We start from the raw sequence: 22,530 nt of genomic DNA, 5'->3' as shown, positions 1-22,530 counted from the left end.
TAACCTTTAGACCGCGCATGAACGCGAACAAACGCCGCGCCATCTACGAAACGCTGCAGAGTCTCAATCCGCATCCCACGACCGAGCTCGAATACACCACACCGTTCGAACTGCTGATTGCCGTACTGCTGTCGGCACAGGCTACCGACGTCTCGGTGAACAAGGCGATGCGCAAGATGTTCCCGGTCGCGAACACGCCGCAGAAGGTGTTCGATCTCGGTGAAGAAGGGGTTGCCGGCTACATCAGGACGATTGGCCTGTATCGGACCAAGGCGAAGAATGTGATCGCGACCTGCCGCATTCTGCTCGATCAATACGGCGGCGAAGTGCCGGAAGATCGTGAGGCGCTCGAAAGCTTGCCCGGGGTCGGCCGAAAGACAGCGAACGTAATCCTGAACACGGCGTTCGGTCATCCCACCATTGCCGTCGACACGCACATTTTTCGGGTTGCGAATCGAACCGGGCTCGCGCCCGGCAAAGACGTGCGCACGGTCGAAGCAGCGCTGGAAAAATTCACCCCTGCCGAGTTCAAGCAGGACGCCCACCATTGGCTGATTCTGCACGGCCGCTATGTATGCAAAGCGCGCCGGCCGGAATGCTGGCATTGCGTGATCGAGCCGTTGTGCGAATTCCGGCCCAAGACGCCGCCGCCGGATCTTTGAAGGCGCAGCACCGCCAGCAAGCTGCGTGGCCCCGGCGTAAAATGGCGGCCTGCTAGCACGTTGCAAGCGTGCCCACGTCAAGCCCCACACTAACCGCACCGCTCCCACGATGTTCAATCCCAGCCGCGACGAAGTCCGCCAATTTTTTACCGACACCTGGCGCAAACAGCGTCAAGGCGAAATTCTGACGCCGCTCGAAGCAATCGCTGCCGACTGGATCGTCGAGCATCCGGAATTTCACGCCGACCTCACCCACACAGAAGCCGCCCAGGCGCAGGACTACTCGCCTGAGCGTGGCCAGACCAACCCGTTCCTGCATCTGTCGATGCATCTGGCGATCAGCGAACAGTTGTCGATCGACCAGCCGCCGGGCATCCGCGCAGCGCACGAACGGCTCGCCGCCCGTCTCGGCTCGACCCACGAGGCGCAGCACGCAATCATGGACTGCCTCGGCGAAACCATCTGGGAAGCACAGCGCACCGGCACCCCGCCGGACACCGACGCCTACCTGCAGCGCATCGAGCGGCGCGCCACACGGGATTGAAGGGTCGCTGAAACCGGACCTCAAAAGCACAACACCCCGCCGAAGCGGGGTGTCGTTCAATCTGCAAGAGATACAAAAACAGCGCAGTAACAGCGCAACCCTGTTACTTCTTCTGCACCAGATCGCCGTTCAGCGATTCGACGTAGGCAGCGATGTCTTTCATGTCGCTTTGCGACAGGCTTTGCACTTGCGCCTGCATGATCGGATTGTTGCGACCGAGGTGCGGATTGCCGTTGCCCATCTGATACTGGCGCAGCGCCCAGTAGACGTAATCGGAGTGCTGACCGGCGAGCTTCGGATATTCCGGGCTCACCGGCTTGTTCAGGTTGACGCCGTGGCAGGCCGCGCAGTTGTGGCTGTCCGCCAGCACCTTGCCGTTGCCGGCGTCAGCGGCGTGCGCGACGTTCGCTGCAACCAGACCGATAACTGCCGCCGACGCGCATGCAGCCTTGAACACCGTGTGGAGTGCCTGTTGGGGCTTATTCATGAATTCTCCTATCCCGCGAATATAAATAGCCGAGTGACCAGATGGATGAGCGCAGCCGATCACTTGTCGGGATTGTTTTTCGAAGACGCATTTTGCGCTGCGTAGTAGGCAGCGATGTCGGCGATGTCCTGATCCGAAAGCGACGCGGTGATCGCGTGCATCGTTTCGAAGTGGCGGTCGCCCTTCTTGTAGCCATGCATGGCGTTCTCGAGATACGCCTGATTCTGGCCGCCGAGCTTGGGCACGCGGTAGACCTCAGGGTAAGCCGTGCGGTACTCAGGAATGCCGTGGCAACCAATACACATCGCGACCTTGCCTTGGCCCGCCTTCGCGTTGCCGACGACATCCGCTGCCTGCGCACTGGCCGCATAGCCCGCGAGCACCGACAGCGCTGCGATCACGACGTGTTTGCCAACGAATTTATTCATAGCATGTAACCTGGCTTGAGGGGAAACGGGCGCCCGAAAAGGCAACGGCCCGCGCCGTTATTCTTATGGGTAGCCACGCAGGCCAAAAAAATCGGGCTAATTGTACCGCGACGTCGCGCCGAACGTCCACCGGGCAGGGCCAGCGGCGCATCCGGGCGCCGCAAAGCCGCGACTAGCGCCTTTTTTGCTCCGCCACGCCTCATCAGCATGGCCTGGCGCCAACCGCAGTGATCCGGCCGCTCCTGCCCAGCGCGCCCACGACGGCCCGCGCACGGCCACTGGGTACATTCGGGCACACCGGGTAAACGCGAGCCGCTCGCGAGCCCATCGGGGCGCTCGCTTTGGCGGCCGACACCGCGGGTGAAACCATACGCGAGCCCGTTTCAGCGCAACAGGCCTTCTGACTTATACTGGGTTTTTTCCCAAAAAAGAGCATCTCGCCATGCGTTTTGAAGGCTCATCGCAGTACGTCGCCACCGACGACCTCAAGCTCGCGGTCAACGCCGCGATGACGCTGAAGCGCCCCTTGCTGATCAAAGGCGAACCCGGCACCGGCAAAACCATGCTCGCCGAGGAAGTGGCCGCCGCGCTCGGCATGCCGCTCCTGCAATGGCATATCAAGTCCACCACCAAGGCCCAGCAAGGCCTGTACGAGTACGACGCGGTCTCGCGCCTGCGTGATTCGCAACTCGGCGACGAGCGCGTCAAGGATATCCGCAACTACATCGTCAAGGGCGTGCTGTGGCAGGCGTTCGAGTCGGACGAGCAAACGGTGCTCCTGATCGACGAGATCGACAAGGCCGACATCGAATTTCCGAACGACCTGCTGCGCGAACTGGACCGCATGGAGTTCTACGTGTACGAGACCCACGAGTTGATTCGCGCCAAAAAGCGCCCGCTCGTGATCATCACGTCGAACAACGAGAAAGAACTGCCCGACGCGTTCCTGCGCCGCTGCTTCTTTCACTACATCAAGTTCCCCGACCCCGTCACCATGCAGCAGATCGTCGAGGTGCACTACCCCGGCATCAAGAAGGAACTGCTCGCCGCGGCCATGCAGAGCTTCTTCGAGTTGCGCAACGTCGCCGGTCTGAAGAAGAAACCGTCCACCTCGGAACTGCTCGACTGGCTGAAGCTGCTGCTCGCCGAAGACATTCCGCCCGAAGCGCTGCGCTCGTCCGACCAGAAGCAGATCATTCCGCCGCTGCACGGCGCGCTTCTGAAGAACGAACAGGACGTGAGCCTGTTCGAGCGGCTGATTTTCATGAACCGCAATAACCGTTGATTGATCGCTGAATGAGCGCGAATACCCGTTGATGAAGGCGCCGCGCCGCACACCCGCCGCCGAGGACACAGCATGCTGATCGACTTCTTCTACTCGCTGCGCGCCGCCAAACTGCCGGTGTCGGTCAAGGAATACCTGACGCTGCTCGAAGCGCTGAAAGCCAATGTGATCGCGCCGTCGCTCGACGAGTTCTACTATCTCGCGCGCATCACGCTGGTCAAGGACGAGCAGTATTTCGACAAGTTCGACCAGGCGTTCGGCGCCTATTTCAACGGCGTCGCGAAGGCCTCGGAGCTCGCCTTCGACATCCCGCTCGACTGGCTCAAGAAGAAACTGCAGCGCGATCTGTCGCCCGAGGAAAAAGCGCAGATCGAGGCCATGGGCGGCCTCGACAAGCTGATGGAGCGCCTGAAGGAACTGTTCGACGAACAGAAGGAGCGCCACGAAGGCGGCAACAAGTGGATCGGCACGGGCGGCACTTCGCCGTTCGGCAACGGCGGCTATAACCCCGAGGGCGTGCGCATCGGCGGGGACGCGGCGGGTAATCGCACGGCGGTGAAGGTGTGGGAGGCACGCGCCTACCGCGACTATGACGACCAGGTCGAAATCGGCACGCGCAACATCAAGGTCGCGCTGCGCCGCCTGCGCCGTTTCGCCCGCGAAGGCGCCGCCGAAGAGCTCGATCTGCCCGATACGATCCGCAGCACCGCCGCGAATGCCGGCTGGCTCGACCTGAAGATGGTGCCGGAGCGGCACAACAAGGTGAAAGTGCTGATGCTGCTCGACGTGGGCGGCTCGATGGACGACCACATCAAGCGCACCGAAGAGCTCTTTTCCGCCGCCAAGGCCGAGTTCAAGCATCTCGAGTTCTATTACTTCCACAACTGCGTGTACGACTTCCTGTGGAAGAACAATCGCCGCCGCCATGCCGAACGCATGCCGACGTGGGATCTGCTGCACAAGTTCACGCCCGATTACAAGCTGATCTTCGTCGGCGACGCGACCATGAGCCCCTATGAAGTGCTGCAGCCGGGCGGCTCGGTCGAATACAACAACGCCGAAGCCGGCGCCGTGTGGCTGCGCCGCCTCGCCGATCATTTCCCGCACTACGCATGGCTCAATCCGGAGCCGGAAGGTTTGTGGGCATATCGCCAATCGGTCAGCGCGATCCGCGAGGTGCTCGGACACCGCATGTACCCGCTCACCCTCGCCGGACTCGAAACGGCGATGCGGATATTGAGCAAATAGTCAGATCGCGTTTTATCCCAACTATAAGAAAGCTTCAGCATGAATCCGTCTTCCTCGCCCGATTTATCCCCTGCCGACGCCCACGCCGGGCCGCTCAAGCCGTTTGCCGATACGTCGTTGTCCACCGTTGTCGCCGGTTTCGTCGCAATGATGACGGGCTACACCAGTTCGCTCGTGCTGATGTTCCAGGCGGGCCAGGCCGCGCATCTCACCGACGCCCAGATTTCCTCCTGGATCTGGGCGCTCTCGATCGGCATGGCCGTCTGCACGATCGGCCTCTCGCTGCGCTTTCGCGCGCCGATCGTCATTGCATGGTCGACGCCCGGCGCAGCACTGCTGGTGTCGTCGCTGCCGCATGTGGCCTATCCTGAGGCGATCGGCGCGTTCATCGTCTGCGCGGTGTTGCTGACGGCAGTCGGCCTGACCGGCTGGTTCGATACGCTGATGAAGAAAATCCCGGCCGGTATCGCCTCGGCTTTGCTGGCGGGCATTCTGTTCGAAATCGGCATCGAGATTTTCCGCGCGGCGCAGTTCCAGACCGCACTCGTGCTCACGATGTTCTTCACCTATCTGATCATCAAACGGCTCGCGCCGCGCTATGCGATTGTGACAACGCTGATCGCCGGCACGATCGCCGCCGGAGCGCTCGGGCTGCTCGACTTCAGCCGCTTTCACGTGGCGCTCGCCCACCCGGTGTTCACGATGCCGGCATTTTCGATCGCGGCGAGCATCAGCATCGGCATTCCGCTCTTCGTCGTCGCGATGGCCTCGCAGAATGTGCCCGGCATCGCCGTGCTGCGCGCCGACGGCTACACCACGCCCTCCGCCCCGCTGATTTCGACAACCGGCATCGCCTCGCTGCTGCTCGCGCCGTTCGGCTCGCACGGCATCAATCTTGCGGCGATTACGGCGGCGATCTGTACCGGCCCCGAAGCGCACGAAAACCGCGACAAGCGTTACACCGCGGCGGTCTGGGGTGGCATTTTCTATCTGATCGCCGGGATTTTCGGCGCGACCATCGCCGCGCTGTTCGCCGCGTTGCCCAAAGCGCTGGTGGTTTCCGTCGCGGCGCTGGCGCTTTTCGGCTCGATCATGAGCGGCCTTGCCAACGCGATGCAGGACACGAAACAGCGCGAGGCGGCGCTGGTAACGTTCATGGTGACGGCTTCGGGCCTCACGCTGCTGTCGATCGGCTCGGCGTTCTGGGGGCTGGTGGCGGGCGTGCTGACGCAACTGGTGCTGAACGCCCGGCGCACCTGAATCGTTGGCCAAGATCGCAGGCGAAAATTCGCCGCTGCAATCTGGTGCCAGGCCAGCAAAGGGCCCCGGAGGCCGGCGGCGCATACAAAGCCCAAGGTGGTGCCGGAAGCCGATCCAGGGCAAATTCGCCGCCCGCGAAATCCCTGTGAACGGATCGGCGCCGCCAAGTGTCAATACTGCATCAGACGATCCGCCATAGAATAGAAGTATCCGGCAGCGTTTTCCGGCAACATGACGGGCGAACGCTGCAGCGTGACCCGCGGCCGCCGGAACTGTCTGGTCTGTTCCGTCCGGTGGCGACCTCATTTCTCCTGAACCACGGCGCACGCGCGCCATGAAGGCTCGAACATGACAACCGCACTCGACCAACTCAAGCAATACACCACTGTCGTGGCCGATACCGGCGACTTCCAGCAGCTTGCGCAGTACAAGCCGCAGGACGCGACCACCAATCCGTCGCTGATTCTGAAAGCCGTCCAGAAAGACGACTACAAGCCGCTGCTCGAAAAGACCGTGAAAGCGCACGCGTCGAAACCGGTCGGCGCGATCATCGATCAACTGCTGATCGCGTTCGGCACCGAAATCCTCAAGATCATCCCGGGCCGGGTGTCGACCGAAGTGGATGCGCGCCTGTCGTTCGATACCGAAGCATCGATCGCCAAGGGCCGTGAGTTGATCGCCCTGTACAAAGACCACGGTATCGGCCGCGAACGCGTGCTGATCAAGCTGGCTTCCACGTGGGAAGGCGTCCGCGCGGCGGAAGTGCTGCAAAAGGAAGGCATCCACTGCAACATGACGCTGCTGTTCTCGCTCGCGCAGGCCGCCGCCTGTGCCGAAGCGGGCGCGCAGCTGATCTCGCCGTTCGTCGGCCGCATCTACGACTGGTACAAGAAGAACGCCGGCAGCGCGTGGGACGAAGCCAAAGACGGCGGCGCCAACGACCCGGGCGTCAAATCGGTGCGCCGTATTTACGCGTACTACAAGAAGTTCGGCTACAAGACCGAGGTGATGGGCGCAAGCTTCCGCACCACGGGCCAGATTCTGGAACTGGCCGGCTGCGATCTGCTGACCATCAGCCCGGACCTGCTGCAAAAGCTGCAGGACAGCACCGAAAAGGTCGAGCGCAAGCTGTCGCCTGAACTCGCCTCGGGTACGGAGATCGAGCGCGTGCCGGTCGACGAGTCGTCGTTCCGCTTCCTCGTCAACGACGAAGCCATGGCGACCGAAAAGCTCGCTGAAGGCATCCGCGCCTTCGCGGCAGACGCCGTCAAGCTGGAAAAGCTGATCGAAGCGCTGCGCTAAGCTTCGTCTTCGTCGGTTTCGTCGCCCAGGTACGCGGTCGCGCATGTGACCGCGTGTGAGGTCGAGTACACGGCCCTGCGCCTTGCGGTTCAGGGCCGTGCGCCGTTTACTGCGGCGCGGCGCGTGGCCAAAGCACGCCCCGCGCCACGGCCCGCCATGCGCGCCTTACGCTTTTCCCTTACGCAATAAAGTCACAATTGCTGCCCCAACGGACGACTACAATCGTCTGCACGCCCGCTCCGTCGCTGCCGTTTGCCGAAGGAATGCGGCGCCGCTGACCTCTATTCCGGGAGACGATCATGTACGTTCAGCCTTACGTATTTTTCAACGGCCGCTGTGAAGAAGCGCTGAAGTATTACACCGAGAAACTCGGCGCCGAAGTCACATTCCAGATGCGCTACAAGGACGCGCCGCCCGATTCGCAGGCGCAGATACGCCCCGGTATCGAGGACAAGATCATGCATGCGGCCGTCAAGCTCGGCTCGACGGTCTGGATGGCATCCGACGGCCACTGCGACCCCGCCGCGGGCGCGATGAACGGGTTCAGCCTGTCGCTGACGGCCGACGACGCCGCGTCGGCAGAAAAATACTTCAATGCGCTTGCCGACGGCGGACAGGTCAATCTGCCGTTTCAGGCCACCTTCTGGAGCAAAGGATTCGGGATGGTGGTAGACCGCTTCGGTCTCGGCTGGATGGTGACGGTGCCGGAAGAGTAAGAACCTGCGGTACGCGACCGGTCCGGCTGCCGCAACCGCGGCGGGCGGACGGTCGACCAGGGGCGCCCGTTAGCGTGAGCGTTCCGCCCTAGACCTTCAGCAAACTGCGCGAATGCCGTTCGATGTTCCAGTTCGGTTCGGTCTCCAGCAGCAAAGCGCGCAAGCGGTCCACCTGTTCGGCAAGCCGCTGTCCGAGCCAATACGGCCCCTGCAAGTCGGGCGGCAGGTCGAGCGCCACCCCGCTGCACGCCTCGGTGAGCGGTGACGCGGCGGGTATGCCGAAATGCGTCGCGCGGCCAAAGCGCAGGCCGCGCGACATCGCCAGCAGCATGCCACGCACGGCGTGCACCTCGACACCGCACTGCCGCGCATACGCGGCGCGCGCCACGGCATCCGCGCGCATCAGCGGGCCGGTCGCCAGCAATTCCAGCGAGCTGAGCACCGAGCGGTGCAGGCGCTGGATCTCCTCGAGCCTCGCCTGCGGCACGTCGATCTCTTTCGCCACCGAAGGCATCAGCGAGCGCAACTGAACCAGCCGCTTGTTGATCGCGAGGAAGCGTTTGACCTGTTCTTCCTCGCTGATCGTTTCGCCTTCCAGCAAACGGGTGTAGATCCGCGCACAGTCGCGCAGATTCGCCGCAATTCCATAGCGCCATGAATAAGTCGCGTGCAACGGCAACGCGAACGAAAACGCCAGCGCGATCACAATGCCGATCAGCACGTTCAGCGTGCGCCATAGGCCGACGTCGATCAGATTGTCGCCATGCCCCGCGACGATACACATCGTGATCGCCGTCAACAGGCCGATATATCCCGACGACCCGATTGCGAACCAGGCGCAGATCGCCGCGACGATCGACATCAGGACATAGGTGAGCGGCAGCGAGCCGGTCAGGTTCTGCAGCAGGATCAGCGCAAGCCCGATCACCGCGCCGAGCAAGGTCCCCGCCGCCCGGTCGGCGGCCTTCTTGCGGATATTGCCGTGATGCTGCAAGCCGCCGATGACCACCAGCAGGGTCACCGACGACCAGATACCGTGAGGAATGTCGATACCGGTGGTCGCGAGAATCGACACCAGCATGGCGACGCCGACGCGCAGGCTATGCAGCATCTTCGCGTGGCGATAGCGGTAGTACGGCGACGTGATCGCGCGCACCATGCGGCTAATGGCCGAGCGGCGGGCAATCACGCGGGGGGAATCGGCAGAAGCCATGGCTCGCGCGACGAACGCTTTGAAGGACGGTTCCGCTATCCTGCCCTGGAGTGCCCCGGAAACACAAACGCCCGCAAACTTTTGTCTGCGGGCGTTGCTTTTTCAGGCGGGTGGAACGGCCAGCTTAGCCTTCGACCGCGTCCAGATAGTCTTCCGGACGGGTACGGTCCTCGGCGCGCTGCATGCCGAACATCCGCACCAGCAGGCTCACCACCACCGACACCACCAGGTTGACGATCAGCGACCACACCGCCGCGTAGCCCGGAATCGCCATGCCGAACAGATGGATCGTGAAGATCGAGCCCGCCAGCTTCAGCGAAATCGCCATCCATGTGCCGGTGGCGATGCCGACCGCCCAGCCGATCAGGAGGCCGCGGTAGTCGAGCACGCGCGTGTAGAGACCCAGCACGATCGCCGGCAGCGTCTGGATGATCCAGATGCCGCCCAGCAGTTGCAGCTGGATCGCATACGTGAGCGGCAGGCCGAGAATGAACGCGACCGCACCGACCTTGACGATCAGCGACACCAGCTTCGCGACGTTGGTCTCCTGCTCATGCGACATGTTGCGGTTCACGAACTCCTTGTGGATGTTGCGCGTGTACAGGTTCGCGGCCGCAATCGACATGATCGCCGCCGGGACCAGCGCGCCGATGCCGATCGCCGCGAACGCCACGCCGACGAACCACGACGGGAAGAAATGCAGGAACAGCGCCGGCACCGCGAAGTTCGGGCCGAAGGCCTTGAAGTACGGCGCGAATTCCGGCATGTCCTTCACGCCCGAAGCCAGCGCCATGAAGCCCAGCAGCGCGAGCAGGCCGAGCACCAGCGAGTAAGCCGGCAGCATGGCCATGTTGCGGCGGATCGTGTTACCCGACTTCGACGACAGCACCGCGGTAATCGAGTGCGGATACAGGAACAGCGCGAGCGCCGAACCCACTGCCAGCGTCGCGTACGCGCTGTAGCCGTTCAGGCTCGACACGTCCGGCGCCTTCAGCAGCAGCTTGGCAGGCGGCACCACGCTGAAGATATGGCCGAAGCCGCCCAGCTGCGGCGGAATCACGATGATCGCGGCAAAGATCACGATATAGATCAGCACGTCCTTGACGACCGCGATCATGGCCGGCGCGCGCAGGCCCGAGGTGTACGTGTAAGCCGCGAGGATCGCGAAGGCGATGATCAGCGGCAGATCGCCGACGAAGCCCTTGGTGTCGAAACCCAGCGCGCCGATCACCACTTCGATACCGACCAGTTGCAGCGCGATGTACGGCATCGTCGCGACAATGCCGGTCACGGCGATCGCCAGCGCCAGCATACGGCTGCCATAGCGCGCCGAGACGAAGTCGGCCGAGGTCACATAGCCCTGACGCTTGGCGATGCTCCACAGTTTCGGGAACACGACAAACGCGAACGGATAGATCAGGATCGTGTACGGCAGCGCGAAGAAACCGGTTGCGCCCGCACCGAACACCAGCGCCGGCACGGCGATGAAGGTGTAGGCGGTGTACAGGTCGCCGCCCAGCAGGAACCACGTGACGATGGTGCCGAAGCGCCGGCCGCCGAGGCCCCACTCTTCCAGATGGGCCAGGTCGCCCTTGCGCCAGTGGGCCGCGATAAAACCGAGAATGGTGACGCCGATGAAAAACAGGACGAAGACGAAAGTTGCGGTGGCGTTCATTATTGTGCGCCCCCTTGCGAGCTGCCCGGGTTGCCGCCTGAGCGGGTCTTGGTCTTGAAGTACACGAGCGCCGTGATGATCGCGCTGATTAGCACCCAGAGGAGCTGATACCAGTAGAAGAACGGAAAATCGAACAGCTGAGGTTCGACCTTGTTGTATGACGGCACCCAGATCATCGCGATCCAGGGCAACAGCAGCAACCAGAGCCAGTGCTTGCTGGCCTTGTTCGCGTCGGCGTCGTGAGCCATGACGTCTCCTCTTCCCTATTATTGAAATGTTGGCCCGTGTGTGGACGGGTGGTGGATCCCCCGTCGCAGGTAGGCCACGGGTACCCCGAAAGCTTCGAAAGAGTATAGGAGGCGAGAACGTCCGGTCAAGCAGGGGCGACCCGAGGCGCGAATGTGCCGCTGCGGCGCGCGGGGCGGCGGTTTAGCAGAGGTGACGGGGCGAACCGGCCTCAACCGGCCCGCCCGACTCCCACGTCACTCCTGCGTCATTCCCACGTCAGATCGAGAACGCGCTGCCGTTCTGTCCGGTCGATTCCTGCAGACCCTTGATCCACTTGCGCGCCGGCAGGCCGAGTTCCGCTTCGATCAGCTTCGCGCGCGCCTGCAGCGCCGCAAACGGCACGTCGAGCGCCGGGCCCGAGAAGGCCAGCGCGATGCGGTTGCCGTCATGCACTTCCGGCAGCGCGACTACGCGGCCGTCGAACGCTTCGTTCAGACGCTTCATGTTGCGCACGAAGCTCGGATGATCGCCGAACAGGTTGACCGTCACCATGCCTGCTTCGGTCAGACACGCGCGCACCGCACGATAGAAGCCGACGCTGTCGAGCACCGGGCCACGCGCGGTCGCATCGTAGACGTCGATTTGCAGCGCGCCGATCGTGCCGTGGTTGGCGCGGTCGTTGACGAAGTCCCATGCGTCCATTTCATGCACGGTGAGACGTGCGTCGTCGTGCGGCAGCTCGAACATCGTGCGCGCGGCCACGACCACCGCCGGGTTCACCTCGACCGCTTCGACCTTCGCGCGTTTCAGGAAGCGATGTGCGAACTTGGTCAGCGCGGCGGCGCCAAGACCGAGCTGAACGATCCGCTTAGGTGTTTCGATGAACAGCAGCCAGGCCATCATCTGCTGCGCATATTCGAGTTCGATGTGATCCGGCTTGCGCAGACGCATTGCGCCTTGCACCCATTCCGTGCCGAAGTGCAGGAAGCGCACACCGCCCTCTTCCGAGAACGTGACCGGTGCGAAACGCGGCTTGCGCGGCGCTTCGATTTGCGGCGCGTCGTGCAGGTCGTCGTCGTGCAGCGCGCGCTTTTTACTGCGCACGGCTTTCTGTTTGTTCAGCGTATGGTCGCCGGCGTCAGCGTCTTTGTTGCGGAAAGCACGTGCTTCAGCCGAGGCGCGCTTGATCAATTTCGTCATGTAAGGATGTCGCGCCAGAGACGCAATTTTTGGTCGAAGGAAAGCATAGCATTCGCCGGACTCGACGAAGGCAATACGAGGGTGGCATAGCCGGCTTCGCCGATCACCGGTGCAAAGCGGCCCGCCGTCTTGCCGTTGAAGCAGACTTTGGCAAGCTTCGGCGCGTGGGCTCGCAGTGAAGCGAAATCGTTGGGGCTGGCATTGCGGATCGCCGCGTCGAGACTGCCTTCGCGCTCACATGCGGCGAGCACGTCCCACACGCCGATGCCGTGCGATAACAAACGCGGCAACCGCTCTTCATAGGCGAGCTCGGGAAGCGGTTCGTCGAGCAGCGTGCCGAGCAAACGCCAGAACTGATTGCGCGGATGCGCGTAATACTGCGTCGCCGCGAGCGACGCCTCACCGGGGAAGCTGCCGAGAATCAGCGTATGTGTGTCCGCTGCAACGACGGGAGGAAAGCCGCGCAGCATCAGCGGTTCACCTTATTGTCGAAAGCCGGCGCACGCCCGGATTCACCCGCGCTCCGTTCGGCAAGGTGTTCTTGCTCCGCGCGCGGCGCACCGTGGGCGCGCGACGCCGTATGTTCGAGCGAACGGCCATGTTCACGCACATGAGAACGCTGCGGCGCGTGCGCGGACAACGGGTGCGCCGCACTTACGAGATTCGCCAGATGCGCCCAGAGCGCGGGCAGCATGCATTCGGTCACCATCAGCGGCGCACCGTGACGCTCGAACACCGAGCGGCGCGCAACCAGCGCGTGCGGCGGTGTGTCGTCGATTTCGCGCGCGGCCAGCCGATACAGCGGATGGCGCGCAGTCAAGCTGCGGCTCACCAGCGACGAACGCGCGACACTGCTGTCGCTGTAGAGCAACTCGGCAAGCGGCCGGGTGCGCAGCCGGCGCGTGGCCTGCCATACGCCGACGCTCGCCGCGAGTGGCGCGACACTATGCGCCGCCACAAACGGCACGCCGTCCACCGACAAAACCACCTCGCGAACCCATACCGGCGCGCGTGGCGCAAGGCCAAGCGCGGCGTGTTCGTCGGCCCAGGGCAGCGCGACGGCTTCGCGTGTCACACGCACGGCAACGGCGCCGAGCGCGCGCAGATGCGCGGTCAATGAGCCGCCGCGGGTCAACCAGTCTTTCTGGGCGGCGCTCAAACCGGGTAAGGGCGTGACGCGCCAGTGGGCGTCGGCGGCATCGAAACGGATAGGCATGGTGTCGGATTATAACGGCGCGGTTGTCAGAGGATCGCGAGCTCCTCAGCTGCCGTTGCGTCGGGAACGTCAGTTGAACGCCATGGCAGGTTTAACCGCCTCAATCAGCGTATTGATTTCAGACAGTTCCGATTCTCCTGGTCCCGCGACGCGCGATACAACCTTCGTGCTTTACCAAGTCGACGGCCCGCCCGCGATCGAAGGGCGGGCCACGTGATCGGATATTGAAGGAGCAAAAAGAAACATGAGAACATTCCTGGGCGCAAGCGTATGCGCAATGTCTGTCGTGCTGATGGCGGGTTGCGCAGCCCCGCTGAACCGCGATACCGAAACATCGCTGAACAAGGCCGTCGGCATCGAAGTGGCGCCGGTCGCTAACGGTGTCTCCGTCAAACTGCCCGAAGCGGCGCTGTTCGAGTTCGGCAAATCCGAGGTGCGCGGCGATGCGGCAGCGGTCATCAATCGTTCTGCCGTTCTGCTCAAGCGCAGCAAGAAGCCGGTGCTGGTCGAGGGGTACACCGACAACGTCGGCACGCTCGAGTACAACCAGCAGCTTTCCGAAGCGCGCGCCACCGCGGTGGGTTACGCGCTCGTGGCACGTGGCGTGGCGATCGAGCGCATCCGCACAAAGGGCTACGCATATACCAACCCCGTCGCGACTAACGATACGGCTGAAGGGCGCGCGCTGAACCGGCGCACGGAAATCGTGGTGCGTGGCGAAACAATGGATACGCTGATGGGGCGGAAATAGACGTCCGTGCCTGGCACCTGGTTAGAAAAACGCCCGCATGACGCGGGCGTTTTTTCTTGCACGTTCTTATGTGTTTCCAGTTTCAGCGCAATTCGCGCGAGTGACTGTCACGCGCCCGGCATTGTTCGCAAACGGGCCGCCACCCGCTCGACCACCGCCTCCCACGCCCCCGGCCGCGGTTGCCGGAACAGGTCGACCGAGTCATACCAGGGCTGCGCCTCTTCGTTACCCCAGCACCAGTGCGACACGTGATCGAGCATCGCCAGCACCGGGCGGCCCAGCGCGCCACCCAGATGCAAGGGCGCGCTGTCGATGGTCACCACTGCGTCGAGTGCGCTTACGTGTGCGGCGACGTCGTCGAAACCGGCCTGATAGTGCGCGGTCAGATCGCAAATGCGAAAACCTTGTGCGCTCAAAGCCGCCACATCGGCGTGACGGCCCGGCGTCAGCGGATGGAAAACCGCGTTGGGTAGCGCCAGTATTGGCGTCAGCGCCGCGAGCGGAATCGACCGTTTCGCGTCACGCCGATGCGTCGGGCTGCCTGACCAAACGAGGCCGACATGCAATCGCCCTGCCGCCTCACCCCATGCGCCGACCCGCTCGCGCCATGCGGCCACGCGGCCTGCGTCGGCGTGCAGATAGGCCGCGCCGCGTACCTGATCGGGCTGCAAACCAAGCACCGACGGCACGCTCATGATCGGCAGGCCAAAGTGCGGCTTGCCGAGCGGGCCATCCTCAATGGACACGCAATCCGCGCAAAAGCGCACAAACAACGGCTGCAACGCCCGTCGCACCGCAAGGACCAACCGGCCGCCTTCGTCGCGCACGCGCGCTGCTAACTCGGGTACAAAACGCAGCATCTGGATGTCGTCGCCATTGCCCTGTTCGCTGTGCACGATCAAGGTCTTGCCGGCAAGCGGTTCACCCTGCCAGCGTGGACACAGGCCCTCCATCACCGTCACGACGTTGTTCGGCTCGCGGTCGTCGCGCGTCAGACGCGCCGCGAAATGCGGCCATGCGCTCGTCCAGTCGCCGCGCCGTAGCATCAGATCGGCCAGATCGACGGCCGCCTGCGGCGTGGAGGGGGCGAGCGTAAGGGCTGCATGCAGTGCCGCTTCACTGTCGGCAAAACGCGCCTGTTCGGCGAGATACATACCGATCGCGGCCAGCACGTGTGCATTGCCGGGCGCGACGACGTCGACAGCGCGCATGGTCGCCTCCGCCGCCGCGGCATCGTTGCACTGCCATTGCGCATGACTCAGTTGCCACGCCATCTCGGCGTCGGCGGGATGGTGCGCAAGCACCTCGCGGCAAACACGTTCGACCGCAGGCCAATCGTGAATCTCCCGCAATGCCAGCGCGAGTTGCAACGGCAACGCGGAATGGATCGCCGGATCGAGCGCATAGGCCCGCAATAGCGCCGCGCGACGCTCGGCTCGCGTACTTGCATCCGGCAACGCCGCAAGCGTAATCGCCAACCACCATGGCACTCGCGCGTCTTGCGGCGCGTGCGGCTCATACGCGCGCAGCATATGTGCCGCAGCCGAAGGCGCGCCGCACTGATCGATCAACCAGACGATCCATTCGACCGTCGCAGCCGACGGCTGCATGGCTACCGCCAGTTCGCTGTTGCGTTGCGCGACATCGGCGCGGCCGAGTGCGTCGGCGAAAAGTGCCGCGCGGGCATGACGCACGCCGTTCCCTGCCGCCGGCGCTTGCGAAGCACTGACATACGCCGCTTCAAAACGCCCCGCACTCGCGCATAGGTCTGCGTGCAATTGCGGCGTGACACCCTCTGCGACGAGTTCGAGCGCTCGCCGCTCAGCCGCGTCAAAACCTTGATCGCGCAAGATGGACCACAGGAGACGGACGGGATCGGCAAGTTTCACCAAGGTGGAATCGGACATGGGAATACAGAGAGTTAACGCAGCGCGTGAGTACGTGAGCGCGTAATCGCAGAAATAAGATTCGGTACATAAACGGCTTAAAGATCGCAAACAATCCCTTACGCATCCGAATTTCGATCACGCCAGCATAAGACAACTGCGCGCTTTTACATCTCACAATTCAATCTCGATATAGAGTGGTTGAATTGATTTGATTAGTTAACCATAATTATTTTCCGGTCATTTTTAGCAGCTCTCCAAAATGCCAGGATCAATAACAAACGAAAAGGAGTAACGATTGAATACTACGAACTCGAAAGAAACTTCTGACCGTATCGCGCATCTGGCCGCCGTCGTATTGCGGCGTCCGGGTGCCTTGTACCAGGAAAAGGAGCTGGCCGGTTCAGCGCTCGCGCAGCACCACACGTCTAAACAGACAAGCACGGCAATCGGCAGTCTCGCGGCAAAAGTACTGGCCGATCATCATTCCTGCATCGAGGCGAAGGAACTGGCGGGCTCCGTGCTATCGCAAGTGCGTCATTTGCATGGGCAAGCGCCTGCGCATTAAACGCTAGCAATCGCCCGGCTAAACAAACCGGCGTGTCCCTGCGCCGGGCAGATCGGCAACCAGAAGAACGCACAAACGGGCAAAAAAAATGCGCTGCCAAGGCAGCGCATTTTTCGGCCACAGGCGTCAAAACGACGCCGAACCGAACTCAGTTCAAACTCGCAAACTCAACCCGCACGCGCCAGCAACAACGCGTTAGTACGCTTCACGAAGCTCGCCGGATCTTCCAGCGCGCCGCCTTCAGCCAGCAACGCCTGATCGAACAGCAGGTGGCACCAATCGTCGAAACTCGCGCTATCCGCGTGCAGGCCCTTCACCAGCGCATGCTCAGGATTCACTTCGAGAATCGGATGGAACGACGGCGCGTCCTGCCCTGCCGCCTTCAGCATACGTTGCAGATAGCCACTCATCTCGCCATCGTCAGCCACGAGGCAGGACGGCGAATCGGTCAGGCGGAACGTCAGGCGCACGTCCTTCGCCTTGTCCTTCAGCGCTTCCTTCATCTTCTCGACGAGCGGCTTGAACTCTTCGCCGACCTTCTCCTGCGCCTGCTTTTCTTCGTCATTCAGCGCGCCCAGATCGAGATCGCCGCGCGCGACGCTTTGCAGCGGCTTGCCGTCGAATTCGTTCAGGAACGAGAGCATCCATTCATCGACGCGATCGGTCAGCAGCAGCACTTCCACGCCCTTCTTGCGGAACACTTCGAGATGCGGGCTGTGGGTCGCGGCCTGCCAGGTGTCGGCGGTCACGTAGTAGATCTTGGTTTGCTCGGGCTTCATCCGCGCGACGTAGTCGGCAAGCGAAACATTCTGCTCAGGCGATTCCGTATGGGTCGACGCAAACCGCACCAGCTTGGCAATACGCTCGCGATTGGCGAAGTCTTCGCCGATGCCTTCCTTCAGCACCTGACCGAATTCCTTCCAGAAGCCGGCGTACTTTTCCTTGTCGGCTTCGTTCTCCGAATTGGCCAGTTCCTCGAGCATCGACAGCGAACGCTTGGTCACGCCCTCGCGGATCGCCTTCACGTCACGGCTTTCCTGCAGGATTTCGCGCGACACGTTCAGCGGCAGATCCGCCGAATCGACCACGCCCTTCACGAAGCGCAGATACGCCGGCAGCAGTTGCTCGGCATCGTCCATGATGAATACGCGCTTGACGTACAGCTTCAGTCCGCCGCGATGATCGCGGTTGAACATGTCGAACGGCGCGTGCGTGGGCACGTACAACAGTTGCGTGTATTCGCTGCGGCCTTCGACGCGGTTATGCGTCCACGTCAGCGGATCCTGATGATCGTGCGAGAGATGCTGATAGAACTGCTTGTACTGTTCTTCGGTGATGTCGTTCTTGGAACGCGTCCACAGCGCGCTCGCCTGATTGACGGTCTCGTCTTCGTCCTTCGTGACCATCTCGCTCTTTTCCGCGTCCCACTCCTCCTTCGCCATCAGGATGGGCAGCGCGACGTGATCCGAGTACTTCTGGATGATCGATCTCAGACGATGCGACGACAGCAGTTCGTCTTCATCGGCACGCAGATGCAGCGTGATGGTCGTGCCACGCGCGGCGCGTTCGATTTGCTCCACCGCGAAATCGCCCTCGCCCGCGCTTTCCCAGCGCACGCCTTCCGAGGCCGGCAAGCCGGCGCGGCGCGTTTCGACCGTGATCTTGTCCGCGACGATAAAGCCCGAGTAAAAACCCACGCCGAACTGGCCGATCAGCGCCGCATCTTTCTGCTGGTCGCCGGAGAGCTTGCCGAAGAATTCCTTGGTGCCCGAGCGCGCGATCGTGCCGAGGTTGGCGATCGCTTCGTCGCGGCTCATGCCGATGCCGTTGTCGTCGAGCGTGATGGTGCGCGCGGCCTTGTCGTACGACACGCGAATCCGCAGATTCGGATCGTTTTCGTACAGCGCGCCGTTTTCGATCGCTTCGAAGCGCAGCTTGTCGGCCGCGTCGGACGCATTCGAAATCAGTTCGCGCAGAAAGATTTCCTTGTTGCTGTACAGCGAATGGATCATCAGGTGCAGAAGTTGTTTAACTTCTGCCTGAAAGCTCATGGTTTCTTGTGCCATGGTCGGACTTCCTCTCTGTTACGGATACGAAATTTGGGGTCAAACATTGCCCGCGTAATTGGGGGCATGCCTGGGCGGTTTCAAGAGGCGCGCCGCGCAACGCCGTCCAGATAACGGCAGAGAAACGTCGACAGTTCAGGATCGCCGCAGTTGGCGATATTGAAGCGCATCCACGTGGTGGGCGATTGCAGCGGAGAAAACAGACTCCCCGGTGTCAGCAGAAAGCCGTCTTCGTGGCCGGCGGCCGCGAGCGCACCCGCGTCGACGCCCGTGTCGGCCCACAAAAACATCCCCGCCGAGGGCGTCAGGAACAGTTTCATGCCGGTCTTTTCGAGCATCCGCACGGATTTTTCGCGCACACCGTCGAGGCGCGCGCGCAAGCGTTCTACGTGCCGCCGGTAATGGCCTTCGGTGAGAATCTTGTAGAGCACGCGCTCGTTCAGTTCGGGGCTCGTCATGCCGACCAGCATTTTCTGATCGCTGACGGCTCTCGCCACCTCCGGTGCGCTGGCGATAAAACCCACACGCAGATTGGGCGCGAGGGTCTTTGAAAAACTGCTGAGGTAAATCACGCGCTTCAACTGGTCGAGACTCGCGAGGCGCGTGCCGGGATGGCTCGGCGGGCACAGATCGCCGTAAATATCGTCTTCGACGACGATAAAGTCGTAGGCTTCGGCAAGCCGCAAGATGCGGAACGCCTGCGCGGCCGTAAGCGACGTGCCCGTGGGATTCTGCAACACCGAATTGATCACCAGCATTTTCGGCCGCCAGGTTTCGATAAGCGACTCGAGCGCGTCGAGGTCCGGCCCATCCGGCGTGTACGGCATGCCCACCAGCCGTGCACCCTGCGAGGCGAAGCGCCCGAACATCTGAAACCAGGCCGGGTCGCCGACAATCACCGCATCGCCCGGCTTGACGTAAATCCGCGAGATCAGATCGATCGCCTGGGTAATGCCGGAAACCATCACGATCTGGTCCGGCGAAGCGCCGATTTCCAGCTCCTCCAGCCGCGTCTGCAACTGCTGACGCAGCGGCAAAAAACCCTGCGGCGTGCCGATGCCGAGCATCTGCGCACCGCTTTGCCGGCCGAGCGTGCGCAGCGCGTTCGTGATCAGATCGCCGTCGAGCCAGCGCGCCGGCAGGTAGCCCAGACCGGGGCTGCGCTCGGGGCGCGCACCGGTGTGCAGCATATTGCGCAGCAGCCAGACGACGTCGATCGTGGCCGGCGCGGGGGCGGCCGCGGCAATTGTGCGGATCTCAGCCGTGGGCGCGCCGCCCAATCGTTCGCGCACATAGAAACCGGAACCGCGCCGCGACTCCAGATAGCCCTGTGCCACCAGCCGCTCGTACGCCTCGACCACGGTGAAACGCGACACGCCCTTGTCCAGCGCCAGCTTGCGGATCGACGGCATGCGCATGCCGGGCCGGAACACCCGTTCCTCGATACGGCGGCTCGCCCATTGAACAAGCTGCTCGACCAGCGTCAGCGACGCGGTATCGTGCGGGGCAGGAATCTGGGTAAGCGGGACGGACATGGCGGGCTCCAACTGTACCGAATGGTATCGAGTCGATTGTACCGTTACTGTGCCGGTCGCCATCGCTACATTTAAGGCTACATTTAAGATAAGCAACGGATGACGAAGCGGCGCCGGGCGGCATGCACTGTGCTCAAGCGGCCCTGGGCGGGACCAGCCCAAACGCCATCCGTCTGGCCCGCCGACCCGGCAAACGGTTATGCTTACGACCCCGGCCACGCTGCCGCCGCATCCGGCGCGCGTTCCGGCTTACCGCAGAAACCGTTTTCCTGATCCGCCATGACTGCCCATCCGCTCCGTCTCGATCACCTCGTGATTTCCGCCCGTACCCTCGACGAGGGCACGCAGTACGTCGCCGACACGCTTGGCGTCGCACCGGCCGGCGGCGGTGCGCATCCGCTGATGCGCACCCACAATCGCCTGCTGAACCTGTGGGGCGGCGTGTATCTGGAAGTGATCGCGGTCGACCCGCAGGCCGCCGAACCCGCGGACGGCGCCACGCCCCGTGCCCGCCTGTTCGCCCTCGACGACCCGGCGACGCAAGCGCGGCTCGAAAAAGGGCCGTACCTGTCGCATTGGGTTGCCCGGGTCGATCGTCCGAAGCAGCTCGCCGTGTGGCAGGCGCAGTATCCGCAGCGTATTGCGCCGATCGTGCCGATGACGCGCGGCGATTTCAGCTGGGGCCTGTCGGTGCCTGAAGACGGCGCGTTCCCCGCATGGCAAGGCGCCGGTGACGGCATCCTGCCCTCGCTGATCCAGTGGGACACCGCACGGCATCCGTCGGCAGTGTTGCCGGAAACAGGCATTGCATTGAAAGCTTTGAAAGCAACCCATGCGCAAGCCGACGCAATCGGCGCCCAACTCCGCTGGCTGGGCGCGGCGCATCTGATCGCGCTCGAACCCACGGAGGGCGCGGCCGCACTCGTCGCCGAGTTTGAAACACCCGAGGGTCTACGAACCCTTAAATAAGCAGCGCGCGCAGGTTACCAACTCGCGCGATAATCGAAGTTTTGACCGATTCCAGACATACCAGCAGAGGAGACCATGAACCAAAGCGACTTGAAAGCCCCCACGTGGCAACTGTCCGAACGCGCGCGCAAGCTCACGAGCTCGGCGATCCGCGAGATCCTGAAGGTCACGGAGCGGCCCGAAGTCATTTCGTTCGCGGGCGGCCTGCCCTCGCCGGCGACCTTCCCGGCCGAACGCATGCGCGAAGCATCCGATCGCATTCTGCGCGACGCACCCGCCGCGGCGCTGCAATACAGCGCGACCGAAGGCTATCTGCCGCTGCGTGAGTGGATCGCGCAACGCTACTCGGTGAACGGCGCGCAGATTCGCCCTTCGCAGGTACTGATCACGACCGGCTCGCAACAGGCGCTCGATCTGCTCGGCAAGGTACTGGTGTGCCCGGACAGCCCCGTGCTGGTCGAAACGCCGACCTATCTGGGCGCGCTGCAATCGTTCTCGATGTACGAACCGCGCTACGTGCAGGTTCCGACCGACGAACAAGGCCTGATTCCCGAGGCGCTTACGCCCGAGCTGACGGCACGCGCACGCCTCCTGTACGCGCAACCGAACTTCCAGAATCCGACGGGCCGCCGCCTGCCGGTCGAACGCCGCCGTGCATTGGCCGCGTTTGCGAAGACCGCGCCGTTCCCCGTGATCGAAGACGATCCCTACGGTGCGCTCGACTACGCGGGCGAGCCGCTGCCCACCATGCTTTCGATGGCGCCGGATCACATCGTCCATCTCGGTTCGTTCTCGAAGGTGCTGGCGCCGGGCCTGCGGGTCGGCTACATCATTGCGCCCGAAGAATTGATCTTCAAGCTCGTACAGGCCAAGCAAGCCACCGATCTGCACACGCCGAGCTTCACGCAACGCATCGTGTACGAAGTGGTCAAGGACGGCTTCCTCGACACGCATGTGCCGACCATTCGCGAGCTGTATCGCGATCAATGCGCGGCCATGCTCGCCGCGCTCGAGCGCTACATGCCGGAAGGCGTGAGCTGGAACCGCCCCGAAGGCGGCATGTTCGTGTGGGTCAATCTGCCCGCACAGATCAACAGCATGAAGCTGCTCGAAGAAGCCGTCGCGCAGAATGTGGCGTTCGTGCCGGGCGGTCCGTTCTTCGCGAGCGAAGCCCAGCATAATACGTTGCGCCTGTCGTTCGTCACGGTGCCGCCGGCGAAGATCGACGAAGGTGTGTCGCGTCTTGCGGCGCTGATCCGCGCGAAGGTTTGAACGCCCCCGGCCGCCGTGC

The 22,530-nt window shown here is 62.9% G+C and carries 22 protein-coding genes; 11 read left to right on the top strand and 11 right to left on the bottom strand.

Annotated elements, in window-relative coordinates; translation table 11 throughout:
• The first annotated feature begins 17 nt into the window (after positions 1 to 17).
• Both nth and BCY88_RS29755 read left to right on the top strand, forming a co-directional pair.
• On the top strand, positions 18 to 662 hold the full coding sequence (nth, locus tag BCY88_RS29760) for an endonuclease III (RefSeq protein WP_120347743.1): 645 nt from the start codon (positions 18 to 20) through the stop codon (positions 660 to 662).
• Positions 663 to 771: 109 nt separating this feature from the next.
• Complete coding sequence (locus BCY88_RS29755; protein ID WP_028196863.1) at positions 772 to 1,206, top strand: DUF1841 family protein; 435 nt, start codon at positions 772 to 774, stop codon at positions 1,204 to 1,206.
• 103 nt (positions 1,207 to 1,309) lie between these two features.
• On the opposite strand, the gene BCY88_RS29750 is transcribed toward BCY88_RS29755, so the two are convergent.
• On the bottom strand, positions 1,310 to 1,693 hold the full coding sequence (locus tag BCY88_RS29750; RefSeq protein ID WP_120347742.1) for a c-type cytochrome: 384 nt from the start codon (positions 1,691 to 1,693) through the stop codon (positions 1,310 to 1,312).
• A 59-nt stretch (positions 1,694 to 1,752) separates the two neighbouring features.
• Complete coding sequence (locus BCY88_RS29745) at positions 1,753 to 2,121, bottom strand: c-type cytochrome (protein ID WP_120347741.1); 369 nt, start codon at positions 2,119 to 2,121, stop codon at positions 1,753 to 1,755.
• Positions 2,122 to 2,563: 442 nt separating this feature from the next.
• Here BCY88_RS29745 and BCY88_RS29740 point away from each other — a divergent pair, with 442 nt between their 5' ends.
• The 5 genes from BCY88_RS29740 to BCY88_RS29720 all read left to right on the top strand — a co-directional run bounded on the left by BCY88_RS29740 (position 2,564) and on the right by BCY88_RS29720 (position 7,932).
• Positions 2,564 to 3,406 (top strand): AAA family ATPase, encoded by an 843-nt coding sequence (locus tag BCY88_RS29740; RefSeq protein ID WP_063495172.1) that lies wholly within the window; start codon positions 2,564 to 2,566, stop codon positions 3,404 to 3,406.
• Between the two features lie 72 nt (positions 3,407 to 3,478).
• The gene (locus tag BCY88_RS29735; protein ID WP_120347740.1) at positions 3,479 to 4,654 is read left to right on the top strand and encodes a vWA domain-containing protein; all 1,176 of its coding nucleotides are present in this window, start codon (positions 3,479 to 3,481) and stop codon (positions 4,652 to 4,654) included.
• 39 nt (positions 4,655 to 4,693) lie between these two features.
• Positions 4,694 to 5,914, top strand: a complete 1,221-nt coding sequence (locus BCY88_RS29730) for a benzoate/H(+) symporter BenE family transporter (protein WP_120347739.1) — start codon at positions 4,694 to 4,696, stop codon at positions 5,912 to 5,914.
• Between the two features lie 348 nt (positions 5,915 to 6,262).
• Positions 6,263 to 7,216 (top strand): transaldolase, encoded by a 954-nt coding sequence (tal, locus tag BCY88_RS29725; protein WP_120347738.1) that lies wholly within the window; start codon positions 6,263 to 6,265, stop codon positions 7,214 to 7,216.
• Between the two features lie 299 nt (positions 7,217 to 7,515).
• Positions 7,516 to 7,932, top strand: coding sequence for a VOC family protein (locus tag BCY88_RS29720; RefSeq protein WP_120347737.1), 417 nt, complete (start codon positions 7,516 to 7,518; stop codon positions 7,930 to 7,932).
• Between the two features lie 88 nt (positions 7,933 to 8,020).
• On the opposite strand, the gene BCY88_RS29715 is transcribed toward BCY88_RS29720, so the two are convergent.
• The 6 genes from BCY88_RS29715 to BCY88_RS29690 all read right to left on the bottom strand — a co-directional run bounded on the left by BCY88_RS29715 (position 8,021) and on the right by BCY88_RS29690 (position 13,464).
• A complete protein-coding gene (locus tag BCY88_RS29715; protein WP_120347736.1) occupies positions 8,021 to 9,145 on the bottom strand; it encodes an FUSC family protein in 1,125 nt (374 codons plus the stop codon).
• Positions 9,146 to 9,269: 124 nt separating this feature from the next.
• Entirely contained in the window at positions 9,270 to 10,820 is a 1,551-nt protein-coding gene (gene mctP, locus BCY88_RS29710) for a monocarboxylate uptake permease MctP (protein ID WP_120347735.1), read from the bottom strand.
• Entirely contained in the window at positions 10,820 to 11,068 is a 249-nt protein-coding gene (locus BCY88_RS29705; RefSeq protein ID WP_120347734.1) for a DUF3311 domain-containing protein, read from the bottom strand. Before BCY88_RS29705 ends, mctP begins: the two co-directional genes overlap by 1 nt.
• 256 nt (positions 11,069 to 11,324) lie before the next feature.
• Entirely contained in the window at positions 11,325 to 12,248 is a 924-nt protein-coding gene (locus BCY88_RS29700; protein WP_120347733.1) for a class I SAM-dependent methyltransferase, read from the bottom strand.
• Positions 12,245 to 12,718, bottom strand: a complete 474-nt coding sequence (locus tag BCY88_RS29695) for a DNA-deoxyinosine glycosylase (RefSeq protein WP_120347732.1) — start codon at positions 12,716 to 12,718, stop codon at positions 12,245 to 12,247. Before BCY88_RS29695 ends, BCY88_RS29700 begins: the two co-directional genes overlap by 4 nt.
• The gene (locus tag BCY88_RS29690; RefSeq protein ID WP_120347731.1) at positions 12,718 to 13,464 is read right to left on the bottom strand and encodes a chorismate--pyruvate lyase family protein; all 747 of its coding nucleotides are present in this window, start codon (positions 13,462 to 13,464) and stop codon (positions 12,718 to 12,720) included. Before BCY88_RS29690 ends, BCY88_RS29695 begins: the two co-directional genes overlap by 1 nt.
• A gap of 244 nt (positions 13,465 to 13,708) precedes the next feature.
• Here BCY88_RS29690 and BCY88_RS29685 point away from each other — a divergent pair, with 244 nt between their 5' ends.
• Positions 13,709 to 14,215: an OmpA family protein gene (locus BCY88_RS29685; RefSeq protein ID WP_120347730.1), complete on the top strand. Its 507-nt coding sequence runs from the start codon at positions 13,709 to 13,711 to the stop codon at positions 14,213 to 14,215.
• A 107-nt stretch (positions 14,216 to 14,322) separates the two neighbouring features.
• On the opposite strand, the gene BCY88_RS29680 is transcribed toward BCY88_RS29685, so the two are convergent.
• The gene (locus tag BCY88_RS29680) at positions 14,323 to 16,122 is read right to left on the bottom strand and encodes a glycosyltransferase family protein (RefSeq protein WP_120347729.1); all 1,800 of its coding nucleotides are present in this window, start codon (positions 16,120 to 16,122) and stop codon (positions 14,323 to 14,325) included.
• 277 nt (positions 16,123 to 16,399) lie between these two features.
• Here BCY88_RS29680 and BCY88_RS29675 point away from each other — a divergent pair, with 277 nt between their 5' ends.
• Complete coding sequence (locus BCY88_RS29675; protein ID WP_120347728.1) at positions 16,400 to 16,669, top strand: hypothetical protein; 270 nt, start codon at positions 16,400 to 16,402, stop codon at positions 16,667 to 16,669.
• 167 nt (positions 16,670 to 16,836) lie between these two features.
• On the opposite strand, the gene htpG is transcribed toward BCY88_RS29675, so the two are convergent.
• Together htpG and BCY88_RS29665 are read right to left on the bottom strand one after the other, a co-directional pair.
• Positions 16,837 to 18,735 carry a molecular chaperone HtpG gene (htpG, locus tag BCY88_RS29670; protein ID WP_120347727.1) on the bottom strand — a complete coding sequence of 633 codons (1,899 nt, stop codon included), beginning with the start codon at positions 18,733 to 18,735 and terminating at the stop codon, positions 16,837 to 16,839.
• Positions 18,736 to 18,815: 80 nt separating this feature from the next.
• A complete protein-coding gene (locus BCY88_RS29665) occupies positions 18,816 to 20,270 on the bottom strand; it encodes an aminotransferase-like domain-containing protein (RefSeq protein ID WP_120347726.1) in 1,455 nt (484 codons plus the stop codon).
• A 279-nt stretch (positions 20,271 to 20,549) separates the two neighbouring features.
• Between BCY88_RS29665 and BCY88_RS29660 the strand changes: the two genes are divergently transcribed.
• A complete protein-coding gene (locus tag BCY88_RS29660) occupies positions 20,550 to 21,239 on the top strand; it encodes a VOC family protein (RefSeq protein WP_120347725.1) in 690 nt (229 codons plus the stop codon).
• A 75-nt stretch (positions 21,240 to 21,314) separates the two neighbouring features.
• Complete coding sequence (locus BCY88_RS29655; protein ID WP_120347724.1) at positions 21,315 to 22,511, top strand: aminotransferase-like domain-containing protein; 1,197 nt, start codon at positions 21,315 to 21,317, stop codon at positions 22,509 to 22,511.
• The last annotated feature ends 19 nt before the right edge of the window (positions 22,512 to 22,530 follow it).

The organism is Paraburkholderia fungorum, assembly GCF_003610895.1.
Taxonomy (GTDB): Bacteria; Pseudomonadota; Gammaproteobacteria; order Burkholderiales; family Burkholderiaceae; genus Paraburkholderia; species Paraburkholderia fungorum_B.
Note: the sequence above shows the minus strand (reverse complement) of the source record. Positions and strands in the feature narration are given on the sequence as shown.

Bases quoted from the DNA above. Each gene is read 5' to 3' on its own strand.
- htpG (WP_120347727.1), bottom strand. From the start codon at position 18,735: ATGGCACAAGAAACCATGAGCTTTCAGGCAGAAGTTAAACAACTTCTG.
- BCY88_RS29740 (WP_063495172.1), top strand. From the start codon at position 2,564: ATGCGTTTTGAAGGCTCATCGCAGTACGTCGCCACCGACGACCTCAAG.
- BCY88_RS29690 (WP_120347731.1), bottom strand. From the start codon at position 13,464: ATGCCTATCCGTTTCGATGCCGCCGACGCCCACTGGCGCGTCACGCCC.
- BCY88_RS29700 (WP_120347733.1), bottom strand. From the start codon at position 12,248: ATGACGAAATTGATCAAGCGCGCCTCGGCTGAAGCACGTGCTTTCCGC.
- BCY88_RS29665 (WP_120347726.1), bottom strand. From the start codon at position 20,270: ATGTCCGTCCCGCTTACCCAGATTCCTGCCCCGCACGATACCGCGTCG.
- tal (WP_120347738.1), top strand. From the start codon at position 6,263: ATGACAACCGCACTCGACCAACTCAAGCAATACACCACTGTCGTGGCC.
- BCY88_RS29750 (WP_120347742.1), bottom strand. From the start codon at position 1,693: ATGAATAAGCCCCAACAGGCACTCCACACGGTGTTCAAGGCTGCATGC.
- BCY88_RS29685 (WP_120347730.1), top strand. From the start codon at position 13,709: ATGAGAACATTCCTGGGCGCAAGCGTATGCGCAATGTCTGTCGTGCTG.
- BCY88_RS29660 (WP_120347725.1), top strand. From the start codon at position 20,550: ATGACTGCCCATCCGCTCCGTCTCGATCACCTCGTGATTTCCGCCCGT.
- BCY88_RS29695 (WP_120347732.1), bottom strand. From the start codon at position 12,718: ATGCTGCGCGGCTTTCCTCCCGTCGTTGCAGCGGACACACATACGCTG.
- BCY88_RS29720 (WP_120347737.1), top strand. From the start codon at position 7,516: ATGTACGTTCAGCCTTACGTATTTTTCAACGGCCGCTGTGAAGAAGCG.
- BCY88_RS29680 (WP_120347729.1), bottom strand. From the start codon at position 16,122: ATGTCCGATTCCACCTTGGTGAAACTTGCCGATCCCGTCCGTCTCCTG.
- BCY88_RS29705 (WP_120347734.1), bottom strand. From the start codon at position 11,068: ATGGCTCACGACGCCGACGCGAACAAGGCCAGCAAGCACTGGCTCTGG.
- nth (WP_120347743.1), top strand. From the start codon at position 18: ATGAACGCGAACAAACGCCGCGCCATCTACGAAACGCTGCAGAGTCTC.
- mctP (WP_120347735.1), bottom strand. From the start codon at position 10,820: ATGAACGCCACCGCAACTTTCGTCTTCGTCCTGTTTTTCATCGGCGTC.
- BCY88_RS29755 (WP_028196863.1), top strand. From the start codon at position 772: ATGTTCAATCCCAGCCGCGACGAAGTCCGCCAATTTTTTACCGACACC.
- BCY88_RS29735 (WP_120347740.1), top strand. From the start codon at position 3,479: ATGCTGATCGACTTCTTCTACTCGCTGCGCGCCGCCAAACTGCCGGTG.
- BCY88_RS29655 (WP_120347724.1), top strand. From the start codon at position 21,315: ATGAACCAAAGCGACTTGAAAGCCCCCACGTGGCAACTGTCCGAACGC.
- BCY88_RS29745 (WP_120347741.1), bottom strand. From the start codon at position 2,121: ATGAATAAATTCGTTGGCAAACACGTCGTGATCGCAGCGCTGTCGGTG.
- BCY88_RS29715 (WP_120347736.1), bottom strand. From the start codon at position 9,145: ATGGCTTCTGCCGATTCCCCCCGCGTGATTGCCCGCCGCTCGGCCATT.
- BCY88_RS29730 (WP_120347739.1), top strand. From the start codon at position 4,694: ATGAATCCGTCTTCCTCGCCCGATTTATCCCCTGCCGACGCCCACGCC.